Source organism: Nostoc sp. LEGE 06077 (genome assembly GCF_015207705.1).
GTDB lineage: Bacteria > Cyanobacteriota > Cyanobacteriia > Cyanobacteriales > Nostocaceae > Nostoc_B.
Map to the genome: position 1 here is coordinate 93062 of NZ_JADEWI010000016.1, position 23980 is coordinate 117041.

The window sequence follows — 23980 nt, forward strand, 5'->3', positions numbered from 1 at the left end:
TACTGTCTATGGTGAGATGTTATGCGTAGTGTCACCCGATATCAGTCCGCCTGTTGGAATTTTCAACAATTAAGCTTAATTTTTACAGGACATATTACATAGATAACAAACACTGGGGATTTTAAAATTGATATTTACCTAAAATTCATGAAAAACACACAGTTTTTTCAATTACCTGTTAGTCATTCCCAGAATAATCTTTATATTTGTATCAAGATTTACGGATAAATAGCTGAAAAAAGTAAACCTGAATACACCGCATCGACAATTATACTCAAAATCAATATTTTTTATTACTTTGGAAAAATTTTGGAGAAAAAATGATGTAATTTAAACAACAAAATTCTGGTTGACACCAGCATCTAAATAGTTTATAAATTAGTGTCCTCTGCAAAAATATCTTTTCTTTGATGGTTCGCTTTTAAAATTTTAGTAGTTAGATATCTAGAATCAAAATCTGCACATAGTAAGACACAAAGAGTGCTGATTTTTGTAAAAATCACAGGATATAAGTATTAGTCCAATTAATCTACTGCAAAATTTAAAAAGTATTTGATCTGAGGGTGATAGTAAAAACACTGACATCTTGCGACATTCTTAATAATTAGATGTTAAGCAATGTCAACAACATCAAAATCAGGTAGGAAGCAAATTTTTAGCATTATCCACCCGACTTTAATTGCTGGTGCAAGATGTAACAATACACACACTCAAAAAATCATAGGAGAGAGGTCAGTGGAATATAAAAACGAAAATTTTCAGAATAAATCTGCATCTATACTGACACTGGGTTTAGGTTGGTTTCCGAAAACACCAGGAGGATTAGAAAGATATATTTATGAACTAACTCATCAATTAGCAGAACGTCAAGACCAAATAGAATTATGTGGAGTTGGTTTACCAGAAAGTGATTTAAATTCGCCAATTCAGTTAACTAACTTAGCCAATCCTGATACTGCAATTTGGCAAAGACTTTGGTCTATCCGTAGTAAATTTCAGCACAGAAAAATTAAAAAACCCGATGCAATTAACTTGCATTTTGCATTATATAGCTTTCCGATTATGGATATTTTACCACCAAATATCCCTATCACATTTAACTTTCATGGGCCTTGGGCATCGGAAAGTGAGCAAGAAGTAGCTACTAATAAATTAAGTATTATTATCAAGCGTTGGTTAATCGAAAAAAATACTTATAATCGCTGCGATCGCTTTATTGTTTTAAGCAAAGCCTTTGGCAATATTTTACATCAGCAATATCAAGTACCTTGGGAAAAGATTCACATCATTCCTGGTGGTGTGAATATCCATAGATTTCAGCCAACTTTATCACCACAAGAAGCACGAAAAAAATTAGGCTGGCCAGATAATCGTCCAATATTATTTACTTCTCGCCGCTTAGTTTATCGGATGGGTATTGACAAGTTATTACAAGCTTTAGCAATCATCAAACCTAAAATTCCTGATGTTTGGTTAGCAATTGCTGGTCGTGGTTATATGCAAGACTCACTCCAACAGCAAGTTAAAGAATTAGACTTAGAAAATACAGTTAAGTTTTTAGGTTTCTTACCAGATGAGCAATTACCTATAGCTTACCAAGCTGCTAATTTAACAGTTATGCCTAGCCAATCTTTTGAAGGATTTGGTTTAGCTGTAGTTGAATCTTTAGCTTGTGGTACACCAGTTATATGTACTCCAGTTGGGGGAATGCCAGAAATTCTAACTCAATTTTCTCCAGAGTTAATTACTAGCTCAACTGAAGTTTTAGCTATTGCCGAAAAGTTAGAAAATATACTTTTAGGACAAATTCAAATTCCTTCCCGTCAAGCTTGCCGTGAGTATGCCATAACTCACTATGATTGGTCTTTAATCGCTCAAAAAGTCCGAAATGTTATTTTAAATTAAAATTGCAATTTTATCAAACGTAAATATTATATGAAAATTCTATTTTTAGACCAAAGTGGTAAACCTGGTGGAGCAGAACTTTGTTTAATTGATATTGCTAAACCATACCGCGATCGCTCTTTAGTTGGTTTATTTGCAGATGGTGATTTTAAAACCTTACTCCAGCAGAATCAAATCCCAGTTGAAGTATTAACAACAAAACCAATTCAAGTTAAAAAGCAAAGTAATTTATTCCAAGCATTAGCAAGTTTTCAACAACTAATACCTTTATTAATTAAAGTTGTCAAAATAGCTAAAAAATACGATTTAATTTATGCTAACACCCAAAAAGCATTAGTTATTGGCGCATTAGCCAGTGTTTTATCTCGCCGTCCCTTAGTTTATCATTTACACGATATTCTTTCTTTAGAACACTTTAGCCCAATTAACTTGCGTGTTGCTGTTACCTTAGCTAATACTTTCGCATCATTAGTCATTGCTAATTCTCAGGCTAGTCAAACAGCATTTACCCAAGCTGGAGGTAAGGCAGAAATAACCGCAATTGTCTATAACGGTTTTGCCAGTAAAAACTATCAAATTCCTGAAGCTGAAATTAAACAAATCCAACAAGAATTAGATTTAGAAAGCAAATTTGTTATCGGACATTTCAGCCGCATTGCACCGTGGAAAGGACAACATATCTTAATTGCAGCATTAGCAAAATGTCCTCCTCAAGTCACAGCAATTTTAGTTGGTGATGCCTTATTTGGCGAACAAAATTATGCCCAAGAATTACACCAACAAGTTAAAACGCTAGGACTAGAAAATCGCGTTAAATTTTTAGGATTTCGTGCTGATATCCCGCAATTAATGTCAGCTTGTAATATAGTTACTCATACCTCCACCGCACCAGAACCCTTTGGTAGAGTAATTGTTGAGGCAATGTTATGCGGTACACCTGTAATTGCAGCGAAAGCAGGCGGCGCTATGGAATTAGTCGAACATGGGGTAAATGGTTTTTTAACCACACCCGGTGATTCTAAAGAACTAGCCAAAGTAATTAACACCTGTCGTGAGGAAATAGAAATAACTGCAACTATCGCTAACAATGCCAGAAATATTGCCAGTCAGCGTTTTGATATCGCAACTATTAATCAGCAAATTGCTCAACTGTTGAGTTCAGGAAATTAATTTACTACCAATGTGTCTACCTTAAGGCTCTGTCTAGCCTGAGAAAAAATTTTTAACCTAATCTTAGAGTTTGCTCAAGATTAAGGAAAAATTTTGTATGACAAACGATATTACTACTAATATCAACAATTCCAGTGATATTAACAAGCAAGTCAATACTTCAATTGTAATTGGCGCTCTTTTGATTATTTTAGGGATTGTAGCGATCGCCTTACCTGTGATTACCACCATATTTGCTGAAAGTTGGGTGGCGCTAATTCTGATGTCTGCGGGGTTTGCCAAGCTTGTTTATGCTACTCATACCCGCCGCGAAGGAGGTTTTGTGTGGAAAATTCTCTTAAGCGGACTTTATATCGCTACAGGTGTAATGCTATTAGTTTATCCTCGAACTGGCATTCTCACACTCACCTTGTTACTTGGTAGCTTTTTGCTAACAGAAGGTACATTCGAGTTAATTTTAGCATTCCGCTTACGTCCCCAACAAAACTGGACATGGGTATTAGGTAATGGCATTATTACCTTATTTTTAGGCGCACTTATTTGGTTTCAGTTTCCTAGCAACGCACCTTGGCTACTCGGCACATTATTAGGTTCTAGCATTATAGTTACGGGTATTTCCCGCATCATGCTGTCATTGAATGCGCGTTCTAGCTTACCTGAATCTAATCAAGCTACATAAATTTTACTTGCTTTGAGTAGAGACTTTGTATTGCAAAGTCTCTACTTATAAACTACAAACCGACTAATTCCCGCGATTCATAATCAGTCAGTTGTTGCGCGATCGCTAATCTCGCTTCTAACTTAGATACACTAAACTGGTTACGCAGATATTCTAAATGGGCGATCGCATTGGCTTTTTCTACAGTTAGTTGAATTTGGGTATCCACCGCCTTTTGATATTCGTGATTCAGCAACAGCACCTCAAAGCGCCGCGCCTTGCGTTGAGCATCATTTTTCAAATCCACATCAAAAGCCGCCGCCCGATCTGCATTCCCTTCAAAGCGGTTAATTTGCTGCTGTACAGCCATCAACTGCGAGTCTAGTTCATTTACACGTTGAGCAGCCTGAGCGATCGCAGATGGATAATGACTCATTTGCATCATTAAATAATCTTCCTCTGAAAATCTCAATTCATCACATAGCAAAAGAGATATCAGAAGTATTAGGAAATACTTCCATTCTCTGCTGTCAAACTTCTTCTAGGAGTAGCGAAAAGATTGCTTTTTTGATACTTTACTTGATATATCTATTATAGTAAAAACGTACTAAAATTGCCACAAAAAACCCGATTTGCAGACTTAAATTTACACGCAGATCAGAGAAGGCGATCGCTCCCCAAACCAATTACGTAATCTTACTTAATATTCTCTCAAAAGAGGATTAGTAAAATTCTAATCATCACCTAAATTAATTGGGTTAAGTAAATTTTCTGAATCCCAAAAGAGTTAAAGAAGTATTTTCTGCCTCTTTACTCTCGTAACTGTGCTTGGCAACTCCCAAAAAAAACGATTGCTACAGGAAATTTTGGTATTTAACGGTAAAAACCAAAATTTTCGGTAACTTTCATGCCCTAATTCTTATTTACTTTTCCCCAGTTCAACTTATGCAATCAATCTACGCCAGACTACTTTGACTGGTGTCTCTCCAGAAGTGTGATTAATTATTCCCAGACAAAAAAAGCACTGTTGCCCACAGTGCGGTAATTTTGCGTGTTTAGCGAACTTAACAAGTAAAAAAGCTCGCTCATACTGCTGACACAGCTAAAACAAATAGGAGTGAGATCAAAAATGGCTACCTTTAACGTCACCAACACTAAAAACAGCGGACTTGGTTCATTACAGCAAGCAATTCTGAATGCCAATACCTCAGCCGGCAAAGACTTAATCAGATTTACAGGCGGACTCTTCACAGACAACATCGCCGATACCATCAGCCTTGGCGGTAGTAGTTTGTTTATTACCGACGACCTCAGCATTGATGGCAGAGGTTCAAACTTGCTGACAATCAGTGGTAATTACAATCCAACTAAAAATAACAAAACATCGCGTGTATTTGAAATTGGCAGTGGAATCACCGTTGAAATTGAGGGATTGAAAATAGCTAATGGCTACGCTAAAGACACCAAAGGTGGTGGCGGCATCTACAATTCCGGCAATTTAAAGCTGAATAACGTCACTATTAGCAATAACTTTTCCGGTGGTCAAAACAGTACCGTTAATAACGGTGGTGGTATCTATAACTCCAACACAGGAGTTTTAACCCTCAACAACAGCACCATCACAGGTAACTATTCAGTTAGAGTTGATTCTAGCAGTGGCTTCTATACAGGCAATGGCGGCGGTATCTACAACAGAGGAATCGTTACCTTAAACAGCAGTACCATCAATGCTAACTCTGCTGGTTACTATGACAACCACTACTTCGAGGACTATAGCTACCCTAAACCTGATATTGGTAGAGGTGCAGGTATATACACCACAGGTACTGTCACAGCAAACAACAGTACTATCAACAATAACAGAGGAAGTTATGATGGTACTGGCATATACAACACTGGTACTGTGACATTGAACGACAGCAGTGTTGATTACAATGTGACGTATGACGGATTTAGTGGCATTGTCAGTAATGGCAACCTTACCATTAGAAATAGCAGTGTTAGCTCTAATAGTGTAGTTCGTGTTGGTGGTGCTTCATCTGGGATTGATAGCACAGGCACACTGATTATTAGCAACAGCCACATAGATAATAATTACTCATCTTGGGTAGGTGGGGTGTTGCATTCAGGTATCTTGACAGTGACCAATAGCTCTATCAATAACAACAGTGGAAGAAGTCTTGGTGGACTTTCCGCTAATGGCACAGTAACAATAGATAACACCACCATCAATGATAATTCCTCATACTATGAGTTTAGCGTTGCTGGTCTTAGTATACGTGGTGGCACAGCTAATGTAAGTAACAGCATCATCAGTGATAATTATTCATCGGATGGTAGTGCAGGTCTCGGTAACAGTGGCAATGTAATATTGAGCAACAGTACCATCAGCGCCAATCAAGGAGATTACAGCATCTACCAGGAAGTGAAAGTGAATCAGAATGGTAGCGCCATTCGGAATACTGCATCTGGCAATCTCACGGTTATTAATAGCACCATCACTAATAACTCTGAAGCCGACGGTACTATTGTTAATTATGGGACTGTCAATATAATTAGCTCTACGATAAGTGGTAACCAAAGTATCGGCATTCTCAATCATGGTACTGTAACAGTAGTTAACTCTACTCTTAGTGAGAACCTAAATAGCGGCTTCTTCAACTATGGCAATGGGATAGTATTCAACTCTACCATCAACAACAACTTAGGAACTGGTGTTTATAACTCTGAGACTGGCACTATAACGCTAGTTAACAGCACCATCAGCGGAAATCAATCAAGAAGTCAAGGTGGTGGAATTTATAACTCTGGAACTTTAAACGTAAGCAACAGCACGATCGCACTCAACACTGCTTATACCTATGAAATTGATTATTACTATAACGATTTTGGCCAACTGGTGTATTACAAAACGGATAATTACCCACCAGAATATTATCAAGTTTTTCGTGGAGCAGGGATATACAACGCAGAAACAGGTACAGCCACCATCAAAAACAGCATCATAGCTGGCAACAACGATGGTATCTCTGATGCAGTTAACCCCGATGTTGTCGGTAACTTTATCAGCAACGGCTATAACCTCATCGGCAACCGTGATGGCAGTACAGGCTTTAACGCCAGTGAACAACTGCGAGTCAGCATTTCCGAAGTCATCGATACCGTGTTGCGCGACAACGGCGGCGCAGTCAAAACCCACGCCTTAGTTTATGGCAGTCCTGCTATTAACGGTGGTAATAACGCCGATATACCAGCCGACATTGCAGACTTAGACAGAGATGGCAATACTACCGAAGGCATACCTTTTGATCAACGTGGTAGGGGTTATCGACGTATTTTGAATGGTCGGGTAGACATCGGAGCTTATGAAGCCTCTGTAATTAATGGCACGGCTTATCCTAATAATCTCCGGGGTACGGCTATCAATGATCTGATTGCAGGCTTGAGAGGCGCAGATGTGCTGACAGGGGGCGCTGGTGCAGATAACTTTGTTTATACCAGCCTTGCCGATAGCGGTGATACAATTACAGACTTTGCCGTGGGTACAGACAAAATTGTCTTACAAGCACTCTGGCGGAGTTTGGATTTAAGTAACTTGAACTTCGCCACAGCCATTGCCGGCGGTTACTTGCAGTTGCAAACAGCAGGAACAGACACCTCAGTTTTAATTGACTTAGATGGTACCGCTGGTCAACGTGTGGCTTTGGAGTTGGTAAGATTACGTAATGTATCTGCTGACGCTTTGAACGACTCCAAGAATTTTGTGTTTTAAATTTCCTCGCAAATACTCTTGAGCATCTGTCTTAACCAAGAATTTGCCTGATCTTGATCTGTTAGTCGGCTCCACAACATTGAAATCATCCACGGTTGTGTTTGTACCGGCAATTCAAAAATTTCTACTGCACCTTGATCTGCCAAGGATGTTACTAACCGTGATGGCACAGCAGCCACTAAGTCACTAGATGAAATAATTGCTGGTAGTACTAGTAAATGGGGAGTCGTCAAAACAATGCGACGTTGGAGATTGGACTGAGCCAAAACTTTGTCAATTTCACCAACTTCATCTTGTCGGATGGTAAACAGAGCATGGAGCAGATTCGCAAAACTGTCTGGTGCGATCGCATCTTGAGTAATCATGGGATGCCCTCGACGACAGATGCCAACAAAGTGTTCTGGAAATAATGGCATCTGTATCGTTTGCCTGGGTGGATTTTGAAACACACCCAAGGCTAAATCAATCTCTCGATTTTCTAATAACTCTCCTACCGAGTCTTTGGCAAAACCAATCAAGCGAAAATTAATGTTTGGTGCAATTTGATGACAAACTTGCAAAAGTTTGGGCATCACAACATAGCTGGTGTAATCTGAACTGCCAATGGTAAAAGTGCTTTGAGAATTTGTGGCATCAAATGTTTGGCTGGCGGCTAATGTTTGCCGAATTTGTTGTAAAGCCGCTTTGATACCGGGTGCAATTGCCACTGCTTTGGCTGTGGGCTGCATTTCTCTGCCGATTCTGATAAACAAATCATCTTGAAATAGTGTGCGTAATCTTCCTAAAGCCGCACTCATGGCTGGTTGCCCTAAATACAGCCTTGTAGCTGCGGCTGTCACACTTTTTTCTTCAAAAAGTGCCTCAAAAGCAACCAGCAAGTTGAGATCAAAGGCAGATAAATCTATTAATCCCATCGATGAAACACATTATTCCAATCAATTTGATTAATTTATAACATCTCAGTAAAGTAAAACTAACAGTTGTCTAAAAGTTATCAACATGACAAATCAAACAAAGATTGCAGTAGTTACAGGTAGTAATCGTGGCTTAGGATATGCTATCTCCCGAAAATTGTCGCAAATCGGCATTCATGTTGTGTTAACCAGTCGAAATGAAACAGACGGTCTTACCGCCAAGCAGCAGTTATCTGGTGAAGGGCTTGATGTTAATTATCATTTACTAGATGTGGCTAGTGATACTAGCGTTGCAGATTTTACACAATGGCTACAACAAACCTATGGCAAGGTAGATATTTTGGTGAACAATGCTGGTATTAATCCTACAGCCAAGTCAGAAGAAGCCAGCTTATTAACTGTTCAGCTAGAAACGATGCAAGCCACATTTAACACTAATGTTCTAGCGGTACTCAGAATTTCTCAAGCTTTAATACCATTGATGAAAGTCAACAACTACGGTCGCATTGTCAACGTTTCAACCGAAATGGCATCTCTGAGTACAATTACCAGCGACTACTACCCACTAGCTCCTTCCTATAGACTTTCCAAAGTTGGGGTAAACGGACTAACCGTGCTTATAGCTAAGGAACTCCACGATGATAATATTCTCGTGAATGCCTATTCTCCTGGGTGGATGAAAACTGATATGGGAGGTGAAAATGCGCCATTTACGGCAGAAGAAGGTGCAGAAACTGCTGTTTATTTAGCAACGCTACCAGATGGAGGAGCGCAAGGAAAATTTTTTGCAGAGATCCGGAAGTTTGGCGGGCCAATTCAATTACAGTGGTAGGTTTATCCTCTCCTCCTCTGCGGTCTAAAGCATTGGTGTTTTGCCAGACACAATATAAAACACACCCTACTATTGTGTCCCTATGCCGCTTCTCTCATTTGTGACGGAACAGCTACCTCTGGAAAAGACAGCGAAAGTTGTTCGGCTTGTGGTACAGCGGCTTGTTCTAATACCTGTACTTCAATATTTATGCTGATTAAATAACTTCCTGTATCAGCACCAACCGCTTCGGCAATTAATCGGGAGAAATCTGGGCGTTTTGCTGTCAGTGGGTCACGTAAAATACAGCGATCCCATTCGTGCTTGGCAGTTGGATTGAGGTTGAGAATGTAATGCTTGATCATAGTTGCACTGCACTAGGATTTCTGGACGCTATATCTATTATAGTACAGGTGTACTGCATTGCCCAGAGGTGGGCAAAATCTTGCTCACACTACTATTGACTATTGGCCATTGATTCATCTCCTTTTCCATTCATCTGTGCATTCAATAGCTGTGCATCGTTCACCCAGATTGCTTGTTGTGGAACAGGGATATTAATTCCAGCTTGGTCGAGGGTAACTTTTAGGCGGCGGCGGTATTCGCGGGCGACATCCCATTGTTTGAGAGGTTGGGTTTTAATCCAAACACGGATAATTAAACCGCGATCGCCAAAATGATCAATACCCAAAACTTGGGGAGTTTCGATAATTTGATGTTTCCATTGCAAATCTTGATCCATTTCTAAAGCGACTTTTTTGATCAAGTTCAAAGCATGGTCAACATCAGCTTCATAGGCGATGGGAACAGTTAAATCGGCGCGTGACCAGCGGCTAGAAAGGTTGGCGACAATTTTAATTTCACTATTGGGAATTGTAATTAAGCGTCCTTCCGAATCCCGCAGTTGTGTCATCCGCAAGTTGAGATTTTCGACCAAACCACCAACATTGCCCACATTAATCACATCACCCAACGCATACTGGTCTTCGAGGATAATCAAGAAGCCGTTAATGGCATCTTTAATCAGGTTTTGAGAAGCCAAAGATACAGCCACACCAACTAAACCTGCACCTGCAAGTAGAGGAACAATATCTATCCCCAAAGAAACAAGGGCGAATAAAATCCCCACTCCTACCCAGATAATAGTGACAATACTTTTAGTCACACCCGAAAAGGTAGAGACGCGTAAACGCAGACGTTCCGAGGTATCGGTGGTTAATAAAGCCCCACTGCTGATCAGTGTAGTAGTGAAGCGATCAATTAAAGCATAGCTAAACCGGGTAGCTACGTAAGTTCCCAACACCACAACAGCAAGTTTTATCGGAATTTGAGCAGCAGAGAGAATAGCTACTTGAAATGGGCGTGTGTAGGGAAATAGACCCAAAATCAGAAAATTGCCTCCTCCCCAAATTCCTGCTTGGGTTAACTGAAACAAGCGTTTCTTAACTTCTTGAAAATGACGATGTTGCTGTTGATTCAGTTGCGTAGTGATTGGTTGCGCCGTTGAAGAGATTGAGGGAACTGATTGTGCTGGTTCTTTGCGTGAACGACGCTGCCAATAATATACCCCCCAACTTGTGACCACCATTACCAGGCCAACACCAGCAGCAATTTTACCTTGATTCAGCAGAGATTGAGTTTGTCGTTCTTGCTTTGCTCGTTGTAAGTCTTGTTGTAAAGCATCAGCAATTTGATTCGCCGATATCAGTGGATCTTCTTGTCGGAGTTTCGCATCTTCAGCCGTGACAGTCATCAAATATTCGCCATTCACCCGAATAACAGGTATTTCATTAACTTTCTGCACCTCTACCTTGACTTCTGGTTCAGGCGATCGCAAGTAATTCTCGCTAATTTGATTTAAATTCCGCTGAATGTCTTGTAAACGCTCTGACAAATTAGTTTTTGTGGCGCTGATCTGAAACAAACGCCGACCATCTAAATAAATCCAGTCAGAAACAGTTCTATTATCAACGTCATTACTGGGGCTGCTAGGAGTTTGTAACAGTGGTGACAACTGAATCTGGGCTGTCACTGGTGGTAAAGACACCACAGAAACCGTTATTGAACCAAAAATCGCTAAAAAATGCCAATACACTCCAACACCTCCTTCAGAGAAATCTATTTTTGTTTACTTCCTTAGCTATGCTCCAAAATTGACTTTAGTAATTGTACCTATCCAAAGTTGAGTTTTCTGCTTAAATGTTGAAAATTATGACATTAAGATTTTTTAATTCTTTAGATAGATGACATTTTGTTTCATCAACTTTTGGGGCTAACTCAGCCGAATCAATGATTATCTTCTTACCAGAGATAAATTAAACCATTTATTTGGAGGTAATCCCTAAACTTCTTCATCCAAATCAGATTTGATGCTTACTTGAAGCCTTAATTTTGGAGATAAAAACAATAATTATAGAAATCATATTTGATGTTTGAACGAGGGTAATAGGCGATCGCACTTCATGTTCCCCAACGGTAGGGGCGTACGGCCGGCCGTACGCCCCTACTGAGATTTTTTCAAAAATCAAATAGGATTGCTAAAGTTTGAACAATTAAGCAGAAGGGAGGTTGAGTCTATGTTAGGAATTACACTCAAGGAAACAAGAATTTACCGAGAAATTAAAGAAGAAGGGCGTGAGGAAGCAACAGTTAATCTGATTATTCGACAGCTAACTAAGCGGTTTGGCGAACTGTCTGGGGAAATGCGCTCCTCAATTACTGGTTTACCTTTGCCCGTTCTGGAAGATTTAAGCGAAGCATTGTTAGATTTTACTAGTTTGGCTGATTTACAGGCTTGGTTAGACAGGCGATAAATTAAACTCAGGAGCGATCGCCTTTCAATTCTAAATCCTCAATAAATAACCCAAAAATCCTAGTCGTACAATAAACTAATAAAGTACGTAACAGATATTTACGTACATTTTTTACGTTTTTGAGGAACTTATGACCGCAACATCTCCCCGATTAAAGCACGAGGTTAAAGACCTCGCCCTCGCTCCCTTGGGAAGACAGCGCATTGAATGGGCTGGACGGGAAATGCCAGTTTTACGGCAAATCCGCGATCGCTTTGCTCAAGAAAAACCTTTTGCTGGGCTTCGCCTTGTGGCTTGCGCCCACATCACCACAGAAACCGCACATCTAGCCATTGCGCTCAAAGCTGGTGGTGCAGATGCACTTTTAATTGCGAGTAACCCCTTATCAACTCAAGATGACGTAGCTGCTAGTCTCGTCCTTGATCATGAAATTCCTGTCTTTGCACTCAAAGGCGAAGATAACGAAACCTATAACCGCCACGTCCAGATTGCTTTAGATCACCGTCCTAACATCATTATTGATGATGGTAGTGATGTGGTTGCTACCCTAGTTCAGCAACGTCAACATCAAATTGCTGATTTGATTGGGACGACAGAAGAAACCACAACCGGAATTGTCCGGTTACGCGCTATGTTCAGAGATGGCGTTCTCACCTTCCCCGCAGTGAACGTCAACGACGCAGACACCAAGCACTTCTTTGATAATCGCTACGGTACAGGACAATCAACCCTGGATGGGATTATCCGCGCCACAAATATTCTCTTAGCTGGTAAAACCATTGTCGTCGCTGGTTATGGCTGGTGCGGTAAAGGTACAGCATTACGCGCCCGTGGTTTGGGTGCTAACATCATTGTCACCGAAATTGACCCCATCAAAGCAATTGAAGCGGTAATGGATGGCTTCCGCGTTTTACCAATGGCTGAAGCTGCAAGCCAAGGTGATTTGTTTATTACCGTGACTGGTAACAAGCACGTCATTCGCGGTGAACATTTCGATGTCATGAAAGACGGTGCGATCGTTTGTAACTCTGGTCACTTTGATATCGAACTTGACCTGAAATATTTAGCTAGTCAAGCTGAAGAAATTAAGCAAGTACGCCCCTTTACTGAACAATATAAACTGAAGAGTGGTAAATCAGTGATTGTTTTGGGTGAAGGACGCTTAGTCAACCTCGCAGCAGCCGAAGGACATCCTAGCGCGGTAATGGATATGAGTTTTGCAAACCAAGCATTGGCTTGCGAATATTTGGTGAAGAATCAAGGTAAATTAGAGCCTGGTTTACACTCTATTCCTACCGAGGTAGATCAAGAAATTGCCCGGTTGAAGTTGGAAGCTATTGGCATTTATATCGATAGCTTGACACCAGATCAAATTGAGTACATCAACTCTTGGACTACTGGAACTTAGACTTAGTGTTCAAGTTTAAGCGATAGGATATGTTGACGGGATAGGTAAGCCTATCCCGTTTTGGTAATACCAAATCATCAGATTTTGAGAGAACACTGTAACAGGTAAAATAATTGCAGCGTGAATTTGACGGTTGGAATTGAGATATTTTTATAGTTAAAAATTTTGCGGTTTTCTTCAAAGCATTTTTTGGGTTCCACTACCCTACAGGAAGTTTACGTTTCACCCAACCTACGCAAGAGGCGATCGCACTAATATCAATAGGCTATAAAATGCTAAGTAACACTATTGAAAAATATCTGAAATTATTCAAGGATTCTCCTAATTATAGGGAAACTGACAGAATTGCTGATGAAAAGAAAAAAGAATTTGAAACATCACCTCCTTCAGTTAGTGAAGTGATTCAGGAGTTGGAAAAATATGCTTCAAATCCAGATTATCCTGGGGCTTCGTTTATCATGATGGCAGCATGGAGTAACTTATCAAAGGATTACACACCTATACTTTGTCAAATCCTCAATGATGAGAGTAATAATGGTCTTCATGAATCAGTTATTGAACTTTTAGATGTATTGCGTGATGAAAGAGCAATTCCTGAATTATCCAAGGCATTGACATACCGATGGTCTTATGATGAATGGCTCAATGTGCCAAGAAAGTCTCTCCTCGCATTAGCAGAAATCGGGACTCCTGAAGCGAAGATGATTATAGAGTCGGCGGCTCAATACCCTGAAGAGCTAATTAGTGAAGATGCAAATCTGATATTGGAAGATTGGTAAATTGATTAATCCACCAAGCATTGGCAATGCTAGAACTGTAACCACCATACTTAACCCTCACCATCTACAAGTTTGATGGCAGATACACATCCAAATTAAGAGTGACAGATAATCAGAGTGCAGTTACAACTGACACTATACAAATACAATCAAGATTAGAAAAATGAGTGAAAGTACATCTTTAACACAGCAATGGTTAGCAGAAATTCAAGCACTCAAACGCCAACTTGCAGAACAAAAAGTTGATTTAGCCGCAGCTTGGGAAAGTGCGGAAAAATGGCGCAAACTCTACAATACAGAAGCAGAACAGCGCCGGACAGACGCGCATTTATTCCAACAAACGATCGCATCTCTCAAAGCCAATATTCACAAACTCCAAGGTATTGAAGCTGCAACGCTGGCTGACGGTAAAGCAATCGAAGCCATTCAAGCTGAAATCACTCAAATCCAGGCTGTGGAAGAATTGCAGACAAAATTGATTGCAGCCATTAAAGAACGCGATCGCCTATTACAAGCATTGAAAATCGAGCAAGAAAGCCACGCTCAAACACGCAAAAGCCTCACCACTGCCTTGGGTGATGCAATTGATAGCTTGGCACGAGAACGCAGCGCCGCAGAGCAGGACAGATAATATCAATAATAATTGAGTATGACAAGCTTGAAAAATTATTAAGAATGGGCAGGAGGAGAATCGAACTCCTATGACCGCAAGGTCGCCACATTTTGAGTGTGGTGCGTCTACCAATTTCGCCACCCGCCCTTGGGTGCAACTTTATTAATATAACATATATTTTCAAGTTAATGCAAGTAATTTCCACTCACTAAACTAGAGTCAATATCTTTTATAGAGGTACAACCACTCAAAGCCATTGCCACACTTAATTCATCTTCTAACAGCGAGATAATGTGAGAAACACCAACTTGTCCAGCGACAGCTAATCCCCAGAGTACAGGGCGGCCGATGAGTACAGCTTTTGCGCCAACAGCTAAGGCTTTGAGGATATCTGTTCCGCGACGGATACCCCCATCTAGTAGCACTTCTGCTTGATTATCGACAGATGCAACTATCTCAGTCAGTGCATCGAAAGATGCGATCGCGCCATCGAGTTGTCTACCACCATGATTAGAAACTACAATTGCTTTAGCTCCATACTCCACAGCACGCACAGCATCATCACCGCGTAAAATACCTTTAAGCACCAAAGGTAATGGCGATAATGACTGTAACCATTCCAAGTCACGCCAAGTTACAGCAGGATTTAATTGCTGGGCAAAATAGGTAAATAACCCAGATTCTCCCTGTTCTTGGGGAATATTCAACCCTGAAATATTGACAATATTCGCCAAATGTAAGCCTGATGGTAATGTAAATTCGTTACGCAAATCTCGCTCTCGTCGTCCTAAAATCGGTGCATCCACCGTCAAGCACAGAGCTTTATAACCTGCGGCGTACGCCCTTTCTACGAGATTCCGCGTTAAGCCTCGGTCTTTGTGGATGTAAAGCTGGAACCATTGCAAAGCATTATGTTTGTAACCTACAGCAGCAACTTCTTCTAGGCTCTTAGTTGCCATTGTACTCAACACCATACCCACACCTGCGGTAGCGGCTGCTAAGGCTGTGGCCAGTTCTCCCTGTGGATGGGCTAGACACTGAAAAGCCATTGGTGCAATTAATAAAGGAAGTTGTAGCGACTGTCCTAAAATAGAAGTAGTTAAGTTGCGATCGCTCACATCTACAAGCATCCGCGGACGCAATTTCATCCGTTCAAAAGCCGCACGGTTATCAAGTAATGTAATTTCATCCCAAGCGCCACTACTGTAATAATCAAAAGCCATCTGTGAGAGATGCTGTTTGGCTAACTGTTCATATTCCCAGAGGTTAATAGGCTGAGAGACATCTGCCATAAAAGCGTTTTTGATTTGAAAAATTACTTTTTTAAGTCTGCTCAAGTTAGCATACCAAAAAGCTTTTTCTCAATTACCTAAAATTTTCCCACATCTTCTACAGAAATCTATCTAACAGTTCTTCACGCGATAATTGTAGTAATAAAGGCGTAAATTCTTCTGGGGATAATGCCAATAAAGGTTCTACAATCCCTGTTAATTGAGTATCTAAAGAACCAAACCGGAATCGCAACAAATTATCTATCTGCTTACGACGTTCTGCTTGGATACCTTCGTGAATACCTTCTTGAAGACCTTCTTGTTTAGCTTCTGCTAATTTTTGTTCGTAAATAGGTGATAAGCGCATAATTAAATCTCTGTCCTCTGCGTCTATATTTTGATTTAGTTCTAAGGTCATCTTCAAACTCAATAATAAATCAATGGCTTTAGCACGTAAGGGATTTTCTGGTGACAGTGCTTCTAGTTCATCTATGGCTTGTTGCTGGACTCTGCCTTTACCTAAAATTCTCAGCCATAATGTTTCTTCAATACGTGGTAATTGATGAATTGCGACGATCGCTGTTCTTAAATAATTCCCAAGAAAATGTACACCTACTTCCCAGTTGTCTAGGTCTCCGCTGGTTCTAAAACCCTCTAATATGGACTCAGAAGCCGTAGGTGATAAAATCCACAATCGGGGTAATTCTGATTCGGCGACTCGATTGTTATCAACTTTAGCCTGACGCTTAATTTCGGCAAATATATCAAATAACTTGTTCATACAACTGCGAATTTCCGCAATTGTAGCGGCATTTCTAAAAGGTTCAATTAATGCAGGTGCATAGGCAATTTTTCCTAATAAACCTAATTGTATTTTATCAGTGGTTGCTGGAGATATCGGTGCGAAATAAACATCAATCTCGCGGATTTCCGCAGAAACTTTGCGGCTAGTTTCTACTTTTCCCAATGGTTGTAATAATTCTTGAAGATAATCTTTCGCAAATTGGTCGTAGGGAAACCTGGTATGAAATAATTTTGGCACTTTACCCATATCTTACATGAGGGCGATCGCCTAGGACTTACCGCATATTATCTTGGTTTACCAGTTACGCCAACCGCCTTTGACTGGTAGTTCACCAGAAATTTTCGACTCGTGAGTTTGCAATAAAGTTTGATATTCTTGACTACTAGCCCAACGGTCAATTTCTCTGGCGCGTAACACTGGAACAGGATGACTTAATTGGGCTGTGCGGGCGGCTTTGACCATTTCACCCAATTCTGTTTTACTAATATCATCGTAAGCACGGGCTTGGTCAACAAAAGCATCAAGATTGAGTTTGGGTGCGAGTGTGGGTGAACCGCCTGCAAGTTTCATCAGCACAGACATGACAACTTTCGGATTTTGAGTAGCTAACAAAGCGGCGCGATCGCAGGTAAACTCAGCACAGCGTACCCATTCTAAAAGTTGTGTTTGAATAGCTTGAGCTAGGAAATTCCCGACATTTGGCACAATTGCCGCAGCTAAGATTAATAAATTGACAGGGGTTAAGTAAACACTGTGGTCGCATTTCAGATGCCCCAATTCATGGGCAATTACAGCCTGAATTTCTTCTGGTGTGAGAATATCTATCAAAGAAGTATGTAACACTACAAAAGGCTGCTTACCGCGCATCGCAAAAGTGTAGGCATTAGGAGCCGGATGTTGCCGCACATATAATTGGGGTGGCTCAATATCTAAAGTTTTGCAAGCTTCTAGTAATAATTTATGTAAATCAGGCAGTTGATTTTCACTGACTAAAACACTAGAGGCAATATTTTCTACATAAAAAACTTGCTCCGCCATTGGCCCCAACCAATTTCGCACCATCAAATCAATACCTGGTATCTGTTTGAGAGCTTTGGTAGATTCTAAATCTAAGGGATGACGAAAGGAGTCAGCTTTTAAACCAATCAGCGGGGTTTTAATAAAAGACATGATGTGGCAAGTTGAAAAAATGAGGTGTTGCAGAATAACTTATTGTCATTCTACCAAACTAGAAATTTGTTCAGGTGCTACCAAATTTTTTTGGAGTTGCTGAATAAATTCCTGTTGGGAAAAATCACCTGAATTGTTGGTTATTAACCAATTTTTCAGGGGTGTATGCCAAAATTTATGGTAAATAATCACTCCTTTTACATTCAAAATAGCTGATAAGTAGCTAAAGGAAGAGTGGCTCATTACAAGTACGTTTGCTGATGACATTCTTTGAATAGTCTCTATGGGATCAGCGTTAATAAACTTTTCTAAATTAGGTATGACATCAAATTCTGCCAACTGAGTTGATTTAGGGTCAACAACAACACTACTTTTTAACATACTATGTTGATTTGGCGTAACTGTAAAAGATTGTGTAGGCAATTCAGTATGTAATTCAAACACATAATCAAGTTTCAGTTGATCCAAAATCGCGCTGATTTTTTGAGCTACGGAAATATAATATTTATTAGACAGCATTCTGTGAGAAGCAACAAACAATAAATCTCCTCTTCTCACATGGATGGCAATGCGAATAACTGGTGATTTCTGTAAAGAGAAAGGAGAGATATCCTTTACACACTGTAAAGTTTCTGGATAAGTATCTGTAATTTGATAGGGAAGCAAAACTTTAGCCAAGATGAAAGTTTTGCTTTTAACTGCCTTTCTTCTCAGTTGTTCAAAAGTTAATAAATCCAGATTTTTGATATATTCAGTTCTGTAATCAACTGGTAAGTCTCTATCAGAAGAAATTTTAAATATTTTGTTATATTCATTAACAATATCTTGATTTGTATTATTTTGCTCAAGAGCAACTAACCCTTGATAGTTTAATTTAGTTAATGGTGAATGAATATATGGCACCTTAAGAAATCTGGCGGCAGCATAAATACTATATATTCTTTGAATTTGCGCTCCCGCACCATCTGTGAATTTATCATTGGCATAAGTTAATCCTAGCAAATTACTGTTAGGAGAAATCCCCATAACTTGCCAATAAAACCTAACTGTATTATTAACTAACTGAGTTATTTTAAATTTAATTATTTTAATTAAGTCACGCATTAAAGCAGGTGCAAATGATTCCGTCATCATCTTGATGGGCTTAAGCATTTTTTCTTACCTTTTTTAAAGTGACTGAATAAAAAAAAAGAATTTAGACAGCTTAATTCAAGCTAACTTGTATATTTTTGCCGGCAAATAAGCAAACACTCCTCATTATAACGATTAAGTTAGGTGGGCATTGCCCACCTAATTACTAAGTTGAAATTGTTACTGGCGGGGTACTGCCATTGGATGTCACCCCTGGTGTTACAACTTCCTGCACGCGCTTGATTTTAGCTCCCAATTGCAGCAACTTGAGATCAAGGCGATCATAGCCGCGATCGAGGTGGTGCAATCCTTGAAAGGTAGTTTGTCCTTCAGCCGCTAGTCCGGCTAAGACTAGGGCTGCTGATGCACGCAAGTCTGTACCGATTACAGGCGCACCTGACAACATCGGGACTCCTCGGACAAAGGCCGCATTACCTTTAACGCGAATATCTGCTCCCAAGCGATTTAGCTCAGAAGCATGGCGCAAGCGATTTTCAAACACAGATTCGTTAATGATGCTGTCACCTTCAGCCAAGGTAAGCAATGCCATAAACGGTGCTTGCATATCTGTGGGGAAACCAGGATGGGGCATGGTTTCAATATATGTGGCCTTGAGCGTTTCCGCTGGTAGCAGACGCAAGCAATCTGGGCCTTCCTCAATGATGGGTACACCGATTTCTCGGAGTTTGGCAATCACGGGAATTAAATGGTCTGGTACAACTGGGGATAGTAAGATTTCCGAACGAGTAATCGCACCAGCTACCAAAAAGGTTCCGGTTTCAATGCGATCGGGGATAATGCTGTAGTCAACAGAATGCAATTGGGGAACCCCCACAATTGTAATTATGCTAGTACCAGCACCATGAATTTTGGCTCCCATTGCGTTACAGAAATTCGCCAAATCAGCAACTTCTGGCTCACGGGCAGCATTTTCGATAATGGTTTCACCATCAGCCAGGGTGGCGGCCATCATCAACGTTTCCGTTGCTCCCACGCTGGGAGTGTCGAGATAAATTTTGGCACCTTTTAATCTGCCACCACCGGGAACATAGGCATTACAAATGCCATGTTCAATCTGCACTTCGGCTCCCATTGCTTGCAGTCCCCGGACGTGCAGATCAACTGGTCTAGCACCAATTGCACAGCCCCCAGGTAAGGGCATTTGCGCTACCCCTAGCCTTGCCAGGATGGAACCAATGGCAAAAAAGCTGGCGCGTAGTTGAGTAACGAGTTCGTAGGGAGCTTTAGATGTAGTAATGTTGCTGGCATTAATATCTAAAATGTCGCCTTGGTGTGAGACGCGTACACCCAAGGCTGATAAAACTTGTCCCATTTTTTCCACATCCGCCAACAAGGGAACATTACGGATGTGACAATCTCCAGAACAAAGCAATGCTCCAGCCATGATTACCAGTGCTGAATTTTTTGCTCCGCTAATTTTTACATGACCATGCAAAGGATGCCCGCCCCAAATTTGCAAGACTGAGGAGTCTGCTTGAGGTGCAAGCTTGGCATCTGGTAAGCTGGTAGAAGGATTGATAAGCCTACCTCCAAAAATAATACGTAGTTTTCAAGGGTTGAAGTTGGTTTTGATTCTACAGTAAAGATTTAATTTGTCTACATCTTGTATTAATCAATATATTTTTTAGCTAGTGAACTGAGGGCTGAAATAACCATAGTTTAGTCTAAGGTGAATTGGGAAATTACGCTCAGTTGCGATCGCCATACTCCCTAGATACTGTACTTTGGTTTGGGCAAAATCTAACCACCCATCATAGTTCCCAATCTTCGCTGTGGAATATCTATGACACAGAATATTTGGCTATTACTTGACAAAAATAAACAATTGCGTAATAATTGGAACTTGTCGATATAAAATCGATGCCAGCGGAACTGGCGGAATTGGCAGACGCGCTAGATTCAGGTTCTAGTGCCGCAAGGCTTCCGGGTTCAAGTCCCGGGTTCCGCATTCAAAGTAAAAAGTGCTGAGTGCTGAGTGCTGAGTAACATCAAAACTTATCACTACTAGCCAATAATTAATCAATGCTAACTAGTTTACAAAATTCTCTCGTTAAGCAAATTCGCAAGCTGCACTCTACTAAAGAGCGCCACAAGCAGGAATTATTTTTGCTAGAAGGGACGCATTTGTTAGAAGAAGCTTGTGCGGTAAATTATCCCTTAGAAACGGTGTGTTGTACACCAGATTGGCAAGCCAATCACAGCGTATTGTGGCAAGAAGTGTGTAGTCGGTGCGATCGCGCCGAAATTGTCAGTGAGGAAGTTTTAGGAGCGATCGCAACTACAATACAACCAGATGGAGTAGTCGCCACAGCCAGACGTAGCGAATCTGTAAATCAATTACCCTTTACGGGGATTGTTTTAGCCTTAGAAACCATCCAAGACCCTGGAAATTTAGGCACAATTATCCGTACAGCAGCGGCGGCGGGTGCAACGGGGTTATGGTTGAGTGACGATAGTGTAGATTTAGATAATCCCAAGGTGCTACGTGCTAGTGCTGGACAATGGTTTCGCTTAAATATGGCAGTGAGCGAAGATTTAGCTGCAACAGTCCAACAAAGTCAGCAGGCGGGAATGCAGGTAATAGCGACTTTGCCGACAGCAAAATTAACTTATTGGGAAATTGACTGGCGCAAACCCAGTTTAATTTTATTGGGGAATGAAGGCGCAGGTTTATCAGCCGACTTAGCCAAGATGGCAGATAAACAAGTGAATATTCCCCTGAGTCCCGGAGTAGAGTCATTGAATGTGGCGATCTCAGCTGCTTTAATGTTGTATGAAGCTCGGCGACAAATAACAGCTGGCTAGACAAGTATCACTTTGTCTTTTCTTGCAAATATTGTTCAATATCAGCAACGGCATCCTCAAAAGCCGCTAAATCAATATTGCCCAACTCATCAACTAATTCGGCATCAGTTATTTCCTCAGCCTGTGTCTCTTCATCCTCAGCCAGATTTTCGTCGTTTAACATACCTTCCAATTGATTGAGAGATTGTTCCAACTCCTGTTCAGCGGTGCGGCGCTGTTGATGATCATTTTGCTCCATCATACTGGCTGAAAAATATCGATTTACTAACTTTAGGTTTAAATTGCAGTTCCCACAAATTTCTATTTTGCATATATAAAAGCTTGATGGCTATCTGCTGTATCAACTTTACACATTTATAGCTTACGGATGAATACGAACAATCAAAGCAGGCGATCGCATTATATTGCTGGAATAGATGACACAATAGTTTAACGTGAGTTCGACGAATTAAAAAAACCCCTCTCCAAACCTCTCCCCTGCAAGGAGAGAGGCTTCTAAACCTTTATTTTTCGTCGATATTTCAAGATATTTAAGCCCCTCTCCGCGTCGGAGCGAAAAGTTTGCGCGTCCGGGTTTCCCGGCGCAAAACTTTTCAAGACAGAGGGGTTGGGGAGAGGTCATCGAACTCACGTTAGTTTACAGAGGATTTTTTCAACGATAGCGATCGCCTTCAGAACTCCATCATTCCGCCTCATAACACGAAACTTTGAGTAAAAAGAGTGGGCGATCGCTTTCAGAACCTCATCATTCCACTTCAGAACAAGAAACTTCTAGGTTGAAACAAGAACGTTCTCACTTGAAACAGAAACATTCTCACTTAGAACCGGAAGTTTCTCACTTGAAACAAGAATGTTCTCACTGAAAACAGGAACGTTCTTATTTGAAACAAGAATATTCTTGTTTGGAACGTGAAAAGCTGAGGTTAGGCGATCGCGCAAATATGCTAAATTTTTACGCACAGTAACAGTATTGGGATGATTTACCCCTAATTTTCGCTCACAAATATCTAAAGCTTGGATAAATAAGGGTTCAGCTTCGCTATATTTTCCCTGAGATTTGTATAAACTTGCTAGGTTGTTGAGGCTGTTGGCGACATCAGGATGATTTTCTCCCAGAAGTTTGCACCTCAATGCTAAGGCTTGATGGAATAGAGGTCTCGCTTCCCAGTATTTTCCTTGAGAATAGTAAAGATGAGCTAGGTTGTTGAGGCTGGTGGCGATATCAGGATGATCTTCCCCCAGAAGTTTGCGCCTCAATGCCAAGGCTTGGCGGTATAGAGGTTCAGCTTCACTGTATCTGCCTTGAGATTCGTATAAACTTGCTAGGTTGTTGAGGCTGGTGGCGACATCAGGATGATCTTCCCCTAGGAGTTTGCGCCTCAGTGCCAAAGCTTGAACGAACAAAGGTTCGGCTTCGCTGTATCTATCTTGGGATTCGTGGAGTACGGCTAAATTGTTGAGGCTAAGTGCGACATCGGGATGTTCTTCACCCAGGAGTTTACGCCTCAGTGCCAAAGCTTGAATGTACAAAGGTTCGGCTTCGCTGTATCTGCCTTGGGATTTGTAGAGTAATGCTAAATTGTTGAGGCTAAGCGCGACATCGGGATGTTCTTCACCCAGGAGTTTGCGCCTTAGTGCCAAAGCTTGAATGTACAAAGGTTCGGCTTCGCTGTATCTGCCTTGGGAATTGTAGAGTAATGCTAAATTGTTGAGGCTGGTGGCTAAGTCCTTATCTAAACCTAATTCTTTTTGCAATTCTACAGCTTTGCTTAAATACTTAATGCCTAATTCTTGCTCTTTTTTATAATAGAGTTGTTGGGAAATAACTGAGAGTTGCGTTGAAATTCTGATCCCTGTGGTTTTTGATGTAATTTTTATGCTGCCATCAAGTAGAAGTTCCATAATCCAGCAGCAGTCAACATTAAATGATCGTC

At 40.7% G+C, this 23980-nt stretch carries 21 protein-coding genes, 2 tRNA genes and 1 pseudogene; 12 read left to right on the forward strand and 12 right to left on the reverse strand.

Annotated features, from left to right (window positions below):
• The first annotated feature begins 735 nt into the window (after window positions 1-735).
• The 3 genes from IQ244_RS13515 to IQ244_RS13525 all read left to right on the forward strand — a co-directional run bounded on the left by IQ244_RS13515 (window position 736) and on the right by IQ244_RS13525 (window position 3754).
• A complete protein-coding gene (locus IQ244_RS13515; RefSeq protein ID WP_193894841.1) occupies window positions 736-1905 on the forward strand; it encodes a glycosyltransferase family 4 protein in 1170 nt (389 codons plus the stop codon).
• Window positions 1906-1935: 30 nt separating this feature from the next.
• Window positions 1936-3075 (forward strand): glycosyltransferase, encoded by a 1140-nt coding sequence (locus IQ244_RS13520; protein ID WP_193894794.1) that lies wholly within the window; start codon window positions 1936-1938, stop codon window positions 3073-3075.
• A gap of 109 nt (window positions 3076-3184) precedes the next feature.
• On the forward strand, window positions 3185-3754 hold the full coding sequence (locus IQ244_RS13525) for an HdeD family acid-resistance protein (RefSeq protein WP_193894843.1): 570 nt from the start codon (window positions 3185-3187) through the stop codon (window positions 3752-3754).
• A gap of 52 nt (window positions 3755-3806) precedes the next feature.
• On the opposite strand, the gene IQ244_RS13530 is transcribed toward IQ244_RS13525, so the two are convergent.
• Window positions 3807-4178: a hypothetical protein gene (locus IQ244_RS13530; protein WP_193894796.1), complete on the reverse strand. Its 372-nt coding sequence runs from the start codon at window positions 4176-4178 to the stop codon at window positions 3807-3809.
• A 684-nt stretch (window positions 4179-4862) separates the two neighbouring features.
• Here IQ244_RS13530 and IQ244_RS13535 point away from each other — a divergent pair.
• A complete protein-coding gene (locus tag IQ244_RS13535; RefSeq protein ID WP_193894798.1) occupies window positions 4863-7505 on the forward strand; it encodes a beta strand repeat-containing protein in 2643 nt (880 codons plus the stop codon).
• On the opposite strand, the gene IQ244_RS13540 is transcribed toward IQ244_RS13535, so the two are convergent.
• A complete protein-coding gene (locus IQ244_RS13540) occupies window positions 7502-8419 on the reverse strand; it encodes a LysR family transcriptional regulator (RefSeq protein ID WP_193894800.1) in 918 nt (305 codons plus the stop codon). The genes IQ244_RS13535 and IQ244_RS13540 overlap by 4 nt on opposite strands.
• An 85-nt stretch (window positions 8420-8504) precedes the next feature.
• On the opposite strand from IQ244_RS13540, the gene IQ244_RS13545 reads away from it, so the two are divergent.
• Complete coding sequence (locus IQ244_RS13545) at window positions 8505-9251, forward strand: SDR family oxidoreductase (protein ID WP_193894802.1); 747 nt, start codon at window positions 8505-8507, stop codon at window positions 9249-9251.
• Between the two features lie 80 nt (window positions 9252-9331).
• On the opposite strand, the gene IQ244_RS13550 is transcribed toward IQ244_RS13545, so the two are convergent.
• Together IQ244_RS13550 and IQ244_RS13555 are read right to left on the reverse strand one after the other, a co-directional pair.
• Complete coding sequence (locus IQ244_RS13550) at window positions 9332-9595, reverse strand: hypothetical protein (RefSeq protein WP_193894804.1); 264 nt, start codon at window positions 9593-9595, stop codon at window positions 9332-9334.
• Window positions 9596-9687: 92 nt separating this feature from the next.
• Window positions 9688-11325, reverse strand: coding sequence for a mechanosensitive ion channel family protein (locus IQ244_RS13555; protein WP_193894806.1), 1638 nt, complete (start codon window positions 11323-11325; stop codon window positions 9688-9690).
• A gap of 433 nt (window positions 11326-11758) precedes the next feature.
• Here IQ244_RS13555 and IQ244_RS13560 point away from each other — a divergent pair.
• The 4 genes and pseudogenes from IQ244_RS13560 to IQ244_RS13575 all read left to right on the forward strand — a co-directional run.
• A pseudogene (locus IQ244_RS13560) lies at window positions 11759-12043 on the forward strand (DUF4351 domain-containing protein); the annotation flags it as partial.
• A gap of 130 nt (window positions 12044-12173) precedes the next feature.
• Window positions 12174-13451, forward strand: coding sequence for an adenosylhomocysteinase (ahcY, locus tag IQ244_RS13565; protein WP_193894808.1), 1278 nt, complete (start codon window positions 12174-12176; stop codon window positions 13449-13451).
• A gap of 272 nt (window positions 13452-13723) precedes the next feature.
• Window positions 13724-14230: a HEAT repeat domain-containing protein gene (locus tag IQ244_RS13570; protein WP_193894810.1), complete on the forward strand. Its 507-nt coding sequence runs from the start codon at window positions 13724-13726 to the stop codon at window positions 14228-14230.
• A 163-nt stretch (window positions 14231-14393) separates the two neighbouring features.
• Window positions 14394-14861, forward strand: coding sequence for a hypothetical protein (locus IQ244_RS13575; protein ID WP_193894812.1), 468 nt, complete (start codon window positions 14394-14396; stop codon window positions 14859-14861).
• Window positions 14862-14906: 45 nt separating this feature from the next.
• Here IQ244_RS13575 and IQ244_RS13580 read toward each other — a convergent pair.
• The 6 genes from IQ244_RS13580 to murA all read right to left on the reverse strand — a co-directional run bounded on the left by IQ244_RS13580 (window position 14907) and on the right by murA (window position 20760).
• A tRNA-Leu gene (locus IQ244_RS13580) sits at window positions 14907-14990 on the reverse strand.
• A 38-nt stretch (window positions 14991-15028) separates the two neighbouring features.
• Window positions 15029-16135, reverse strand: a complete 1107-nt coding sequence (locus IQ244_RS13585) for an alpha-hydroxy acid oxidase (protein WP_193894814.1) — start codon at window positions 16133-16135, stop codon at window positions 15029-15031.
• 97 nt (window positions 16136-16232) lie between these two features.
• Window positions 16233-17165 (reverse strand): hypothetical protein, encoded by a 933-nt coding sequence (locus IQ244_RS13590; RefSeq protein WP_193894816.1) that lies wholly within the window; start codon window positions 17163-17165, stop codon window positions 16233-16235.
• A gap of 48 nt (window positions 17166-17213) precedes the next feature.
• Window positions 17214-18089 carry a M48 family metallopeptidase gene (locus IQ244_RS13595; protein WP_193894818.1) on the reverse strand — a complete coding sequence of 292 codons (876 nt, stop codon included), beginning with the start codon at window positions 18087-18089 and terminating at the stop codon, window positions 17214-17216.
• Window positions 18090-18134: 45 nt separating this feature from the next.
• A complete protein-coding gene (locus tag IQ244_RS13600) occupies window positions 18135-19193 on the reverse strand; it encodes a hypothetical protein (protein ID WP_193894820.1) in 1059 nt (352 codons plus the stop codon).
• Window positions 19194-19386: 193 nt separating this feature from the next.
• Window positions 19387-20760, reverse strand: a complete 1374-nt coding sequence (gene murA, locus IQ244_RS13605) for a UDP-N-acetylglucosamine 1-carboxyvinyltransferase (protein WP_193894845.1) — start codon at window positions 20758-20760, stop codon at window positions 19387-19389.
• 155 nt (window positions 20761-20915) lie between these two features.
• Here murA and IQ244_RS13610 point away from each other — a divergent pair, with 155 nt between their 5' ends.
• The 3 genes from IQ244_RS13610 (at window position 20916) to IQ244_RS13620 (ending at window position 22046) form a co-directional block, all read left to right on the forward strand.
• Window positions 20916-21053 carry a hypothetical protein gene (locus IQ244_RS13610; protein WP_193894822.1) on the forward strand — a complete coding sequence of 46 codons (138 nt, stop codon included), beginning with the start codon at window positions 20916-20918 and terminating at the stop codon, window positions 21051-21053.
• Window positions 21054-21107: 54 nt separating this feature from the next.
• Window positions 21108-21189 (forward strand) — tRNA-Leu (locus tag IQ244_RS13615).
• Window positions 21190-21263: 74 nt separating this feature from the next.
• Complete coding sequence (locus IQ244_RS13620; protein WP_193894824.1) at window positions 21264-22046, forward strand: TrmH family RNA methyltransferase; 783 nt, start codon at window positions 21264-21266, stop codon at window positions 22044-22046.
• A 7-nt stretch (window positions 22047-22053) separates the two neighbouring features.
• Here the strand turns inward: IQ244_RS13620 and IQ244_RS13625 are convergent, their stop codons facing one another.
• Window positions 22054-22287 (reverse strand): hypothetical protein, encoded by a 234-nt coding sequence (locus tag IQ244_RS13625; protein ID WP_228058909.1) that lies wholly within the window; start codon window positions 22285-22287, stop codon window positions 22054-22056.
• A gap of 530 nt (window positions 22288-22817) precedes the next feature.
• Window positions 22818-23980 (reverse strand): tetratricopeptide repeat protein (locus IQ244_RS13630; protein WP_193894825.1); only part of this gene is annotated, 1163 nt, incomplete at its 5' end.

Excerpts from the sequence above, each read along its gene's own strand:
- IQ244_RS13585 (WP_193894814.1), bottom strand. The coding sequence starts at position 16,135 with ATGGCAGATGTCTCTCAGCCTATTAACCTCTGGGAATATGAACAGTTA.
- IQ244_RS13625 (WP_228058909.1), bottom strand. The coding sequence starts at position 22,287 with ATGATGGAGCAAAATGATCATCAACAGCGCCGCACCGCTGAACAGGAG.
- IQ244_RS13575 (WP_193894812.1), top strand. The coding sequence starts at position 14,394 with ATGAGTGAAAGTACATCTTTAACACAGCAATGGTTAGCAGAAATTCAA.
- IQ244_RS13550 (WP_193894804.1), bottom strand. The coding sequence starts at position 9,595 with ATGATCAAGCATTACATTCTCAACCTCAATCCAACTGCCAAGCACGAA.
- IQ244_RS13600 (WP_193894820.1), bottom strand. The coding sequence starts at position 19,193 with ATGCGTGACTTAATTAAAATAATTAAATTTAAAATAACTCAGTTAGTT.
- IQ244_RS13540 (WP_193894800.1), bottom strand. The coding sequence starts at position 8,419 with ATGGGATTAATAGATTTATCTGCCTTTGATCTCAACTTGCTGGTTGCT.
- IQ244_RS13545 (WP_193894802.1), top strand. The coding sequence starts at position 8,505 with ATGACAAATCAAACAAAGATTGCAGTAGTTACAGGTAGTAATCGTGGC.
- IQ244_RS13595 (WP_193894818.1), bottom strand. The coding sequence starts at position 18,089 with ATGTCTTTTATTAAAACCCCGCTGATTGGTTTAAAAGCTGACTCCTTT.
- IQ244_RS13570 (WP_193894810.1), top strand. The coding sequence starts at position 13,724 with ATGCTAAGTAACACTATTGAAAAATATCTGAAATTATTCAAGGATTCT.
- IQ244_RS13530 (WP_193894796.1), bottom strand. The coding sequence starts at position 4,178 with ATGATGCAAATGAGTCATTATCCATCTGCGATCGCTCAGGCTGCTCAA.
- IQ244_RS13590 (WP_193894816.1), bottom strand. The coding sequence starts at position 17,165 with ATGGGTAAAGTGCCAAAATTATTTCATACCAGGTTTCCCTACGACCAA.
- ahcY (WP_193894808.1), top strand. The coding sequence starts at position 12,174 with ATGACCGCAACATCTCCCCGATTAAAGCACGAGGTTAAAGACCTCGCC.
- IQ244_RS13535 (WP_193894798.1), top strand. The coding sequence starts at position 4,863 with ATGGCTACCTTTAACGTCACCAACACTAAAAACAGCGGACTTGGTTCA.
- IQ244_RS13520 (WP_193894794.1), top strand. The coding sequence starts at position 1,936 with ATGAAAATTCTATTTTTAGACCAAAGTGGTAAACCTGGTGGAGCAGAA.
- IQ244_RS13620 (WP_193894824.1), top strand. The coding sequence starts at position 21,264 with ATGCTAACTAGTTTACAAAATTCTCTCGTTAAGCAAATTCGCAAGCTG.